Below are 12,290 nucleotides of genomic sequence, written 5' to 3'. Positions count from 1 at the left end.
AATTGGCAGGGCAGGCGGGTGAATTCGCGCCCCTGTGGCGGCATAGAGTGGCGGTCCCCACCCGGTGAATCAAGGCGGCGCGATGGAACTGCTTGAACCGCAGATGGCATGGTCCACCCAGTACGCGTTATCGACGCCGCCCCGTGCGGCGTTTTTGTTGACCATCGCATGCATGGCCAAGCGATGCGCGTGCGACTGCTGAAACCGTGGCCTCAGTCGTTTATTATCAACCACTAACAGCATTTTTCTAAGGTCTGGCTACAGGTGGCAAAGCAGGTTCCCGAACGCAGCAAGCCCGCTGAGGGCAAGACGTCCTCGCGCAAGACAGCGGTGGCGGATAATCCGCGTCGGCAGAAGCTCTGGCGCGATCTGGCATTGATCGCGGTGGCGCCGCTGCTGCTGTATCTGCTGGCCAGCCTGTTCACCTATTCGAGCGCCGATCCGGGCTGGTCGCAGACCGGCAGCGTGGTCGCGCCGGTGCACAACATGGGCGGCCGCGTCGGCGCCTGGACGGCCGACGTGCTGCTGCAGCTGTTCGGTTATGTGGCCTTCCTGCTGCCGGTGGTACTGGGCGCGGTGGCCTGGATCGCCTTGTTCGGCATGGACAAGGAAGGGCAGGCCGAGGCCGATCTGGGGCCGGCGTTGCGGCTGGTCGGCATGGTGGGTTTCCTGATCGCCTCGACCGGCTTCCTGCATCTGCGCCTGTTCAACGGCGACGTGGCCGCCGCCGGTGGGATCCTGGGGCGGTTGGTCAGCAATTCGCTGAGCGCCGGTTTCGGGGCCTTGGGCGCCAACCTGTTCGTGCTGGTGCTGCTGCTGGTGTCGATCACCCTGGCCACCGGCCTGTCGTGGTTTGCGGTGATGGAGCGCATCGGCACCTGGGTGCTGGCGCTGGGGCCGTTGATGCAGCGCAAGACCCACCAGGCCACCGAGTGGCAGCAGACCCGCGTGATGCGCGAAGAGCGCGAGGAAGTGCGCAAGGTCGATGCGGTCAAGCAGGCCAAGCGCGAGCCGGTCAGGATCGAGCCGCCGCCGGCACCGGTGGTGGAGAAGAGCGAGCGCGCCAAGCGCGATACCCAGATCCCGATGTTCCAGGGCGTGAGCACCGACGGCTCCGACCTGCCGCCGCTGGCCCTGCTGGACGACCCCAAGCCGCAGGCCAAGGGTTATTCGGAAGAGACGCTGGAGACGCTGTCGCGGCAGATCGAGTTCAAGCTCAAGGATTTCCGCATCGAGGCGCAAGTGGTCGGGGCCTATCCCGGCCCGGTGATCACCCGTTTCGAGATCGAGCCGGCCCCGGGCATCAAGGTCAGCCAGATCAGCTCGCTGGACAAGGACATCGCCCGCGGGTTGTCGGTGAAATCGGTGCGTGTGGTGGACGTGATCCCTGGCAAGTCGGTGATCGGCCTGGAAATACCCAACGTCAGCCGCGAGATGATCTTCCTCTCCGAGTTGCTGCGCTCCAAGGAGTACGACAAGTCGGCCAGCCCGCTGACGCTTGCCCTGGGCAAGGACATCGCCGGCCGGCCGACCGTGGCCGACCTGGCGCGCATGCCGCACCTGCTGGTCGCCGGTACTACCGGCTCGGGCAAGTCGGTGGCGGTCAATGCCATGGTGCTCAGCCTGCTGTTCAAGGCCTCGCACAAGGAACTGCGGATGCTGATGATCGACCCGAAGATGCTCGAACTGAGCGTCTACCAGGGCATCCCGCATCTGCTGGCGCCAGTGGTCACCGACATGAAGGAGGCCGCCAACGGCCTGCGCTGGTGCGTGGCCGAGATGGAGCGCCGCTACAAGCTGATGAGCGCGGTGGGCGTGCGCAACCTGGCCGGCTTCAACAAGAAGGTCAAGGACGCCATCGACGCCGGCCAGCCGATGATGGACCCGCTGTTCAAGCCGAACCCGGAACTGGGCGAAGCGCCGCGGCCGTTGGAGACGCTGCCGTTCATCGTGATCTTCATCGACGAATTCGCCGACATGATGATGATCGTCGGCAAGAAGGTCGAAGAACTCATCGCACGCCTGGCACAGAAGGCGCGTGCGGCCGGCATCCATCTGATCCTGGCCACGCAGCGGCCGTCGGTGGACGTGATCACCGGCTTGATCAAGGCCAATATCCCGACCCGCGTGGCGTTCCAGGTCAGTTCCAAGATCGACTCGCGCACCATTCTGGATCAGTCCGGCGCCGAAGCGCTGCTGGGCAACGGCGACATGCTGTATCTGCCGCCGGGTACCGCATTGCCTGATCGTGTGCATGGCGCCTTCGTCAGCGACGAGGAAGTGCATCGCGTGGTCGAGCATCTCAAGGCGAGCGGACCGGTGTCCTACGTCGAAGGCGTGCTGGACGAAGTGCAGACCATGGGCGACGGCACCGTGGTCGGTGCGACCGGCTTGCCGGAAAGCAGCGGCGGTGGCGGCGACGAGTCGGACCCGTTGTACGACGAAGCCTTGCGCATCGTCACCGAGACCCGGCGTGCGTCGATTTCCGGCGTGCAGCGGCGCTTGAAGATCGGCTACAACCGTGCCGCGCGCCTGATCGAGGCGATGGAGGCGGCCGGTGTCGTCAGCCCGCCCGAGCACAATGGCGATCGCACCGTGCTGGCGCCGCCGCCGCCGAAGTAAACGTCGGCGACGTCGCCATGCGTCCGGTTATTGGGCTGCAGCGTCGAAGCTGCGTGTTGCAGGACGCGGCTCTGACTCTCGCGTCCAGGCTGGGATCGAGGTGGCAAGGCTGCAACGGTGTAGAAGCTGAGGATTCAAAAAGGACTCAGACGTCGCAATTGCTGGGCAGGGCGACTGTCGCGTGCAGGTGAGTGATTGCCTCTGGCTGCGTCTGTTCCATCAAAACGCTTGCGCCCGCCAAGCCTGCGCCGCCTGGCGTCAGCCCGGCCCATTGCCGATGCGTTGTCGATCGACGAAGGCCGGCGCGCAGCAATGCAGCATTGTTGGAATTCCATGCCTGTCATTGCCAAGCACAACGGCTACCCTGTGCGTGAGGGGCGCTCCGGCCCGCCGTGATCGAGACCCATGCTGCATCGTCCCGCGTTGTTGCTCGTGTTGCTTCTCTCCGTTCCGCTGCTTGCCCAGGCCGAGTCACAGGCCGAGTCACAGCGAAAGGCCGCGCCTGCTGCAGCCACAGCGCGCACGCAGGCCGACACCAACTACAGCTTCGTGCGCTATCGCGCCGACTACGAAGTGCGTGCCGACGCCAGCAGCGTGGAGACCGACGAGTACGAGATCCTGCTCAAGACCAAATCGGCGGTGGAGCAGTTCAGCCAGGTGCGGCTGAGCTATAGCGAGAAGATGGAAACGCTCGAAGTGCTGCAGGCCTACACCGTCACCGCCGAAGGGCTGCGCCAGGACGTGGCGCCCGACAAGATCTACACCCAGGAAAGCTATTCCAGCGCGGCGGCGGCGATGTATGCCGATCGCAAGGTCAAGGTGGTGGTGTTCCCGAATCTGGCGCCGGGCGCGCGCATCGTCTATCGCGTACGGCGTGCGCAGAACACCCCGTATTTCCCCGGTTATTTCAGCCTGTGGGAGACCTTCAGCGTATTCGCGCAATACGACGATGCGGTGGTCACACTGATGGCGCCGAAGGCATTGCCGATGCATGTGTCGGTGCGCGGCTTGCAGGGCGGGACCAGGCCGGTGGTGCGTGGCGATCAGGCGCGCTGGGAGTGGCGCTATCAGCGCGCCACGCCGATGAAGAACCAGAACTGGAGCGCGGCGACCTGGGAGTTCAGCCCCACCTTGATGGCCAGTACCTTCGACAGCTGGTCGCAGATGGGCCTGGCCTATCACGTCAAGGGCGGCCGCGCCGCGGCGGTGACGCCGGCGATCCAGTCGCTGGCCGATGAGGTCACCCGCGGCATCGACGCGCCGCGGGCGCAGGCCGCTGCGTTGTACGCGTGGGTGGCGCGCAATATCCGCTATGTGGCGGTATACCTGGGCAATGGCGGGCTGGAACCCAACAGCGCCGACAGCATCCTGGCCAACCACTACGGCGACTGCAAGGACCACACCGTGATCCTGGAAGCCTTGCTGGCGGCCAAGGGTATCGCCAGCACCCCCGTGCTGATCGGTGCCGAAGGCGGGCCGACGCTGCCGCCGATCCCGGTGCTCGGCCGCTTCAATCACGCCATCACCTACATCCCGGCGTTCGATCTGTATGTGGATTCGACCAATCCGTACGCGCGCTTCGGCCAGTTGCCGGCCGGCGACCTCGGGGCGCCGGTGGTGCATACGCTGGACGGCAAGGTCACGCATACCCCGCCCAACGACCGCAGGGTCAACCGCTACGTCGCGCGTACCGAGTACCGCTTTACCCCGCAGGGCGGGCTGCACGGCCTGACTACGCTCGACAGCGGGCAGACCGGCGAAGTGGGCTTGCGTGCGATGTTCGTGCAGCTCAATGCGCAGAACCGCAACCGCATCGAGGAGTCGATCATTGCGCAGTCCGGCTTCGATGGCACCGGCGATCTGTTGATCCAGGGCGACCCTTTGGATCTGGATGCGCCGTTCAACTATCGCTACTCCTTCCAGGCCGAGGATGCGGTGGATTTTTCGGTGGTCGGCGGCATGACCTTGCCCGATATGCCCGGTGCCGAATCCACCCGAGGCATCTATACGACCACCTCGGCCGACGACAACCTGACCCCGTTCTACTGCAACGACAGCGTGCGCGAAGAGACCTATGTGGTGAGCTTCCCGGCGACGGTGCCGATCATCGCGATTCCGCGCAGCAGCCGCTTTCGCAACGCTGCTGGCGAGTACGCGGTCGAGTGGACGCGCCAGGGCCAGACGGTGACGGCGGTGCATCGCCTGCAACGCGCGGCAGTACGTGGGCCGCAGGCGCTGTGTCAGCCGCAGGACTACCGCGCGTTCCGCGAGCTCTACCAGCAGGTGCGGCGCGGCTTTCGCGGGCAGATCGTGTACGGCGATCTGTCCAGGGGGCAGACGGCGCAGTGAGATGAATCGACTGCCGGCGGCCGCGATCTGAACGCCTTGTGCAATAGCGCTCGCCCATTCATCCAGGAAGTATCAGAATTCCCGCATACCCTTTCTGGAACACCGCGATGCATCGCCAGCTCCGTTATGCCGTTCTTGCCACCGCCCTGTTCGCCGGCACCGCGTTTGCCGGTGCGCGTCAGGAACTGGACACGTTCACACGTGGCTTGAAGGGGTTGGATGGGCAGTTCACCCAGCGTGTTTCCGATGCGAATGGCCGGGTCAAGGAAAATTCGAGCGGGCGGGTTGCGCTGGCCGCACCGCGTCAGTTCCGCTGGGAATACGCCAAGCCGTACAGGCAGCTGATCGTTGCCGACGGCAAGAAGGTCTGGGTGTTCGATCCGGATCTGGAGCAGGTCACCGTGCGCGCACAGGGCAGCGAAGAACAGAACAGCCCGCTTGTTGCATTGATCGACCCGGCGCTTCTGGACAAGAAGTACGACGTCAGCGAAGAAGCCGCGCCACGCGACGGCCTGCAATGGTTGTCGCTGACGCCCAAGGTGGACACCGACGCCAGCTTCCAGATCGCCTCGCTGGGGTTCGGCAGGGAAGGCCTGGCCAGGATGGAAGTGGTGGACGCGGTCGGCCAGCGCACCGCGATCGGCTTCAGCGGCTGGAAGCGCAATCCGGCGTTTGCTGCAGACACCTTCCGCTATACGCCGGCCAAGGGCGTGGACGTGGTGGGCGACGCGCAGTAGAAGCGTCTGCGGGACGCTCGGGATGAAGGCATGGTGCAGCGAGCGGCTGTGACTGTGAGGGCCGCAGCAGTCGCTGTGGCGCGACCGAGACGCCCTACACAGGGACGATGCCGGCAGCGCTACGGGACTGGCTCGTACGGGATCCACTGACCAACCGTCCGACTCGCCTCCGCTGCCTGGTTGGTCTGGCGTTTGATGAAGAAATCGAGGCCACGTTCGCGCTGGCGTTTGCCCTTCTCGCGCAGGATCAGGATGGTCGGTTCCCAGATGGCTGGGTGGCTGATCAGCTCATCGAAGGCGCGATCGGCTTCCGCCGCTTGCGCTTCGCATCCGGCGATCCGCAGTAGCCGGGCCTGCGCGCGCAATGCGTCCAGGCGCGGTGCAGCCTCCGCCTGCAGCACCCAGTCCACGATCAGCGAGGCGAACTTGTTGTCTTGCATGTGGAGACGGACCCGGTCGATGAAGTCCTGTAACTGGCGCTCGGCCACCATATAGAGCCGCCGGTCGTCGACCTTGCCCTGCAGCTTGGAGATTCCGTAGTGGGTCCATAGCTGCCAGTTGCGTTTCACCTCGCGTTCGAATGCGGCGAAGTTGAAGAATTCGAAGCCACGATCCGTGCGCACAGGATCGATTTCGTTGTTGAACATCCACAAGGTAGAGAACGTATTGCTGCCGGCCGAGCGCAGTTCCCTGCTATAGCCGAGATCGAGCGTGGCCATGGACAGCCGCGCCACTGGGGTGGGCGGCGCATTGCCGGTGCTTGGGTGCGTCCACTGCCGGGCGACGAGACTGGCCGATGCGCGTCCTGCAATCTCCACCCTGGATTGCGCGCTCGAATCCTTCAGCACCATCGTCATGTAGCCTTCGATCGGCGTCTGCGAACGGGAGGTTTCCCGCCGTGCTTTTAAGCCGAGCGATGCCCCCAGGGTGGCGCGGCGCGGTCGGCCGTCCATGTTTCCCACGCGCACGCCGGCAGCGACGCTGAGGCTGGATTCGGTGGCCGAAGCGTTGCGCTCGGCATGGCCGATCAAGCCGACGGTGATGCTGGGGTGGTGCGCCAGCAGCTCCCCCAGAAAGTCGCGCTCGGTCAACCGGCCTGCGTCGCCGCCGGATTGCTCGGCGAGCTGCAGCAAGTGTTCAAACATGGCCAGGAATTGCGCGCGCTGCTCCAGCTCCTGGCCCTTGCCCCGCCGTGGTACGCGGATCTGCACGCCGTGCTCGATGCCCGATTCCTTTTTCATGCGCCACTCGGCTGCGCCCGTAATGCCCACCGGTGCGAGCTCGGTGCCCGGTAGCAGCACGCCCGCGCTAATGCCGGTACTGGCGTTGAACTGCCGCGCCTTCTGCCGCCCGATCTGCAGCGACAACCCGGTCCGCCCCATGTAAATCTCCACCGAGCGATCGGAACTGGTCTGACCGCCCGCGGAGAGTTTCAGTCCCAGGCCGCTGGGGATGATCGCAAGCGCAGCCGACAGCGGCGTCGTGTTGAGTCCGATCACACGTTGTTCGGTGAGACGCAGCTTGTCGCGCCATTCCAGCCGTTCCATCAGGTTGCGCAGGCATTCGAATAGCGCGCGTGGCGACTTGACGCGGGAGGTGTCGCCCTCATGCAGAACGCGGCTGGCATGACCAACGGCCTGATGAAAGTGGTTGCGCGCGACCGACGCCCGTTCTTCATCCAAGGGCGCTGCACCGACCGGCAGGTCGCTCGGCTGTCCGGCGTGGTCGAGCAGGCCGCGTTGGATCAGACGCAGCGTTTCCGGCAGACGCATGCGGCCCGCACGTAATGCAACCCAGGCGGACGCGATCGCCGGATGGCACGCCGCCGGCTGCAGATCGTCGGCCTCGTTCACGGAGGCAGCCACCGAGTGCTGAAGCTCCTGGGCACGCCGTTCGATCGTGCCCAGCACCTTCGCAGTGAAGGTCAGGTCGGTCGCGTTCTGCTCGTGTGGGAGCCATTGCGCGTATTCCAATAGCGCCTGCATTGCCAGTTCGTCCTGCGACGGCATTCGCCCGCCCGCCAGTTGGATCTGGCGGCGCGCGACGAGCCAACGGGTCAAGTGGCCGGCCGCCTCTCGAAAAGCGTCGTTGGCACGCCGCTCAGCGGTAGGAAGCGCTTCGGAGGCGCCGACCTTCATTCCCAACGCAAGGGCGTTGAAGGGATTGAGGGCGCGCTTGCCGCGCCGTCCGCTGCCTGCTACCGCCCATTGCGCAAACATCTGCAGGCATGCGTTGGCGCGCGCATAGGGTGAACCTGCTGCGGTGGTTTCGTAGCCGTTGCGGAACGCATGAAAGGCGCCGCGCTGGGCATCGGTTGCAGACTGCAGGCCCTGCAGCGGCGAGTCCCCATGCACGGCATGGCGCGCTCCCATTTGCGCATCGCCCAGCCAGGTGCGTTCAGCCTGTTCTGCGTCCGGCGTCAGTGCAAGCCGGTGGCTGGCACGCAGATGGACCTGCGCTGCCTCCAGCCATTCCCTGGAGGGGGGCGTGGGTTCTTCGCGCAGCATGTGCGAAAGAACCTGCATGCCGCGCGGGACGCTGGCCAACAGGCCGACGCAGGCGGTGACCGTCTCCATCGGCTGGACCGCCTCGGCAGCGACGCAGACCTGTGGCGACGGGATCAGCTCACGCAAGCGCACCACGCCCAGGCGTCGCAGCACGTTGGCCGCTGCCGTGGCATCGCCCTCGCTGGCGATCGCCAAGGCCTGCAGGGCGATGCGCAATGCGTCGACCGGCTGCAAGGCGTCGGTCCCGAACGCAGCGCTGCGGCCATGCAGACCGTCAGTCCAGGCGCGTAGAACCTGTCGACTCACGAGGTCGATGGTTTCCTCGCGAAAGCCGGGTAGGGTCTCGATCAGTGCCTCCATGGTGTCGGCGACGATATCGGCAGCGACGGGCCGGGCCTCTTCGGCCGGCGGATGTGCGGCTGCATGTTCCACCACGCGCTGCATGTCGCCGTTCGCTGCTTCCAGCGCGCTGACCGTCTGTTCGTGCTGCCACAACTCCTCGGTGTTGATTCGCGACGAATGCCGCGCCTGCTGCAGTTTCGCGTTGACCTGGGCGAGGCGCTCCTGTAGGCGCCGCGCATTTCGCTGACAGCGCTCGGCATGCGTGCGTTGCAGGGTCAGCATGTTCTCGTCGCGTGCCAGCCGTGTGCGCAGTGCCTCGATTTCCTGGTTCCGCTCTGCAGCAAGGTGCGAGCCGAGCGTGCGAGGCGCCAGCCTGTTGGTAGAGCTGCTTGCTTGATCTGACTGCAACGCATCGCGCGCTTGCGCATACGCGCTCCGCAATTGATCGATCTCCGCGTTGGCATCCGCAAGTGCTTGCTCTGCTTGTGCTGCCTGCGCCGAGCCGCGGCCGAAAAAGACCGCTTTGGCCAGCGTATCGCCGCGCGCACGCGCCTGCTGCACTGCGTGTTCGAGCCGAGTGCAGGTGCGCTGCAGCTGTAAGCGATCGACGCCCTGCTGCGCGTTGGCCGAGGGTGGGCCGGCGTGCGCTGCGACAGCACGCGACGGCTGATCGCCCGGTAGCGCGTTCAATGCAGCGCGCGCGGAGAGAATGTCCGACTCGAGATCGTGGATTGCGGCCGCCACCGCATCAGTTTGCAGATGACATCCCTGCAGCTGTTGCAGCAGTTCGGCGCGTTCGCGCGTCAGCACGTGGATGCTGTCGCTAAGGTTGGCGGCGCGCCGGGCTCTCAAGGCCAACTGCTCGCGTGCAGCCTGTAGCGTTTGTGCATGCGCGTAGATCAGTTCGTCCTGGCGACGCCGGGAGATGCGTGCGGCCAAGTCGAGGTTGGATTGCTCCATGCGGGCGATCAGCGCCTCGTTGAGATCCTGGCTGGCGTTGGACAGCAGCGGGGGCGCTCGCAGATCACGTGCGGGATCGGCGTTGCGATCCGATGGACCGGCTAGTCTGTCCTGCTCGCACTGCAACGAGGAGTAGCGCAGCAGCGCCGTATGTGGTTTTGGCGAACCGCTACTGAGGCCCAATCGCTCTGCGGCCTTCCTGCAGGGCCGCGGGAGAGCATGTTTGCGTTTGGGGGCGGTCTTCAATCCGGGCTCCAAGACGCTTGGCTGTCTCGCTTGCTCAAGCAGCGTCGCGGACCAACCCAGCGGATCGTCCTGGGCCTGGATCAGTTCCGCCTCGAACGCGCATGGGTCCGGAGTCGCCAATTTGTTGTGCGTCTGCCGCTTCGCCGAAGGTCTGGATGGATGCGAGATGGTCTCGGCCATCCCGGGAAGGCAAGCGGTGATGACAGAGGGGCGAAGCGGAATGCGGGGCATGGTGAAATCCGTACGCTGAACGTTCCGCTTGCGCTGGCGCAGCTCGCGGCCGATGCGGGTGCAGGCAAGCGATGACATGCGATCACTTGTTACTGAGTAACAGTATTGCGCTGCGCATTCGATGCGGTGCACCTGCGCGAAGTGGTCGCTTGGAAAGAGAACGTCGGCGTCGCTGCCAGCGATGGTCGAACACTGCGTTGTGGAGCGTCCCTCAGGCGCAGGCGGTAGAATGAAGGGGTGAGCAAAGCCAAACGTCCCGACTCGATCACACCCGATCTGCTGCATGTCGATCGCAGCGCCATGGGGCCCCTGGCAGAGCGGATGCGGCCGCGCACGCTTGACGAGATGGTGGGGCAGAAGCGCTTGCTGGCTCCCGACAGCGCCTTGCGGCGCGCGGTCGAATCCGGGCGCGTGCACTCGATGATCCTGTGGGGTCCGCCGGGATGCGGCAAGACCACATTGGCCTTGTTGCTGGCGCGCTACGCAGACGCCGAATTCAAGGCGATCTCGGCCGTGCTGTCCGGCCTGCCGGAAGTGCGGCAGGTGCTGGCAGAGGCGGCGCAGCGTTTTGCCGGTGGCCGCCGCACCGTGTTGTTCGTCGATGAGGTGCATCGCTTCAACAAGGCGCAGCAGGATGCGTTCTTGCCGCATATCGAACGCGGCACGATTCTGTTCGTCGGTGCGACCACTGAAAACCCGTCCTTCGAGTTGAACTCAGCGTTGTTGTCGCGCTGCCGCGTGCATGTGCTGGAAGGCGTGTCGCCGCAGGACATCGTCGAGGCCTTGCAGCGTGCCTTGCGCGATGCCGAGCGCGGCTTGGGGACCGAGACGATCCAGGTCAGCGAAGCTTCGCTGCTGGAAATCGCCAGCGCCGCCGACGGCGATGTGCGTCGGGCCCTGACGCTGTTGGAAATTGCTGCGGAACTGGCGGCAGGCGAGGGTGGCGAGATTACGCCGCAGACGTTGCTGCAGGTGCTGGCCGACCGTACGCGCCGCTTCGACAAGAACGGCGAGCAGTTCTACGACCAGATTTCGGCGTTGCATAAGTCCGTGCGCAGCTCCAACCCGGATGCAGCGCTGTACTGGCTGACGCGCATGCTCGATGGCGGGTGCGACCCGGCGTATCTGGCGCGTCGCTTGACCCGCATGGCGATCGAGGACATCGGACTGGCCGATCCGCGCGCGCAGAGCATGGCGCTGGAAGCCTGGGACATCTACGAGCGCCTCGGCAGCCCGGAAGGCGAGTTGGCATTCGCACAGCTGGTGCTGTATCTGGCCAGCACTGCCAAATCCAACGCCGGCTATGCTGCCTTCAATCAGGCCAAGGCCGAAGTGCGCGCCACCGGCACGCAGGAGGTGCCGCTGCATCTACGCAACGCACCGACCAAGCTGATGAAGACGCTGGGTTACGGCCAGGATTATCAGTACGACCATGATGCCGAGGGCGGTATCGCGCTGGATCAGACCGGCTTCCCGGATGCCATGGGCGAGCGCGTGTACTACAACCCGGTGCCGCGCGGGATGGAGATCAAGCTGAAGGAAAAGCTCGATCGGCTGCGCGAGGCGCGCGCGCAGGCACGGGCTGACAAGGCCGGCAAGCCCGCGGCATAATCGGCCGCACAGGAGATGGCATTCCTCCTCGAACCGCACGCACCCGCGCGCTGATGATGCCTGCCCACCCCCGCCGGGGCGGCAGGCCTGTGCCCCGGCATCGCTCTTGACTCAGGAAGGATGACGCCGATGTCGCACACTATTTTTTCGAAAGCACGCTCCGGTCGCGGGGTACGCGCATGAACGCACCGGTGTGGTGGCAACAGCTGTTGCTGGCCATGACCGGTGGTGCACTGGGATCCGGTTTGCGTTTTGCGATCGGTGCCTCGTTGATCCAACGCTTCGGTACCGTCTTCCCGTGGGGAACGCTGACGGTGAACCTGCTCGGGTCGTTCGTTGCCGGCGTGTTGCTGGTCTGGCTGGATGCGCGCGGGCCATCGAGCTGGCCGCTGCGGGCCTTGTTGATCGTTGGGGTGATCGGTGGGCTGACCACGTTTTCGTCGCTGATGATGGAGTGCCTGGTATTCGCGCGCACCGACCGCTCGACGATGATCGGCATCTATCTGGCGGTGACCTTGCTGGCTGGACTGGCGCTGGTCTTCGCAGGTGCGCGGATCGGTCAATGGCTGGTGACGCGCTGAGCGCGGCCGCCTAGAGCGTGTTATGAACTTTGAAAGAGCGTGGCTGCATTTCCAAGCATCAGAATCGTGAAGACAACAAAGTGCAAACCGGCCAAGGTTTCCGG

At 65.1% G+C, this 12,290-nt stretch carries 6 protein-coding genes and 1 riboswitch; of the genes, 5 read left to right on the top strand and 1 reads right to left on the bottom strand.

The window, feature by feature from the left end:
* The first annotated feature begins 264 nt into the window (after window positions 1-264).
* The 3 genes from XarbCFBP7408_RS16900 to lolA all read left to right on the top strand — a co-directional run bounded on the left by XarbCFBP7408_RS16900 (window position 265) and on the right by lolA (window position 5,708).
* On the top strand, window positions 265-2,622 hold the full coding sequence (locus XarbCFBP7408_RS16900; RefSeq protein WP_104563944.1) for a DNA translocase FtsK: 2,358 nt from the start codon (window positions 265-267) through the stop codon (window positions 2,620-2,622).
* A 405-nt stretch (window positions 2,623-3,027) separates the two neighbouring features.
* Entirely contained in the window at window positions 3,028-4,971 is a 1,944-nt protein-coding gene (locus XarbCFBP7408_RS16895) for a DUF3857 domain-containing transglutaminase family protein (RefSeq protein WP_104563943.1), read from the top strand.
* A gap of 107 nt (window positions 4,972-5,078) precedes the next feature.
* A complete protein-coding gene (lolA, locus tag XarbCFBP7408_RS16890; protein ID WP_104563942.1) occupies window positions 5,079-5,708 on the top strand; it encodes an outer membrane lipoprotein chaperone LolA in 630 nt (209 codons plus the stop codon).
* A gap of 119 nt (window positions 5,709-5,827) precedes the next feature.
* Here the strand turns inward: lolA and xopZ are convergent, their stop codons facing one another.
* The gene (gene xopZ, locus XarbCFBP7408_RS16885) at window positions 5,828-9,994 is read right to left on the bottom strand and encodes a XopZ family type III secretion system effector (RefSeq protein ID WP_104563981.1); all 4,167 of its coding nucleotides are present in this window, start codon (window positions 9,992-9,994) and stop codon (window positions 5,828-5,830) included.
* 237 nt (window positions 9,995-10,231) lie between these two features.
* Here xopZ and XarbCFBP7408_RS16880 point away from each other — a divergent pair, with 237 nt between their 5' ends.
* Together XarbCFBP7408_RS16880 and crcB are read left to right on the top strand one after the other, a co-directional pair.
* Window positions 10,232-11,605 (top strand): replication-associated recombination protein A, encoded by a 1,374-nt coding sequence (locus XarbCFBP7408_RS16880; protein ID WP_104563941.1) that lies wholly within the window; start codon window positions 10,232-10,234, stop codon window positions 11,603-11,605.
* A gap of 2 nt (window positions 11,606-11,607) precedes the next feature.
* A riboswitch (Fluoride riboswitch) is annotated at window positions 11,608-11,675 on the top strand.
* Window positions 11,676-11,784: 109 nt separating this feature from the next.
* Complete coding sequence (crcB, locus tag XarbCFBP7408_RS16875) at window positions 11,785-12,186, top strand: fluoride efflux transporter CrcB (RefSeq protein ID WP_099801706.1); 402 nt, start codon at window positions 11,785-11,787, stop codon at window positions 12,184-12,186.
* Window positions 12,187-12,290: the final 104 nt, after the last annotated feature.

This window comes from Xanthomonas arboricola pv. guizotiae (assembly GCF_002940205.1).
Lineage (GTDB): Bacteria > Pseudomonadota > Gammaproteobacteria > Xanthomonadales > Xanthomonadaceae > Xanthomonas > Xanthomonas arboricola_C.
This window is presented reverse-complemented; position numbering and strand designations above follow the sequence as displayed.

Bases quoted from the DNA above. Each gene is read 5' to 3' on its own strand.
- lolA (WP_104563942.1), top strand. From the start codon at position 5,079: ATGCATCGCCAGCTCCGTTATGCCGTTCTTGCCACCGCCCTGTTCGCC.
- XarbCFBP7408_RS16895 (WP_104563943.1), top strand. From the start codon at position 3,028: ATGCTGCATCGTCCCGCGTTGTTGCTCGTGTTGCTTCTCTCCGTTCCG.
- crcB (WP_099801706.1), top strand. From the start codon at position 11,785: ATGAACGCACCGGTGTGGTGGCAACAGCTGTTGCTGGCCATGACCGGT.
- xopZ (WP_104563981.1), bottom strand. From the start codon at position 9,994: ATGCCCCGCATTCCGCTTCGCCCCTCTGTCATCACCGCTTGCCTTCCC.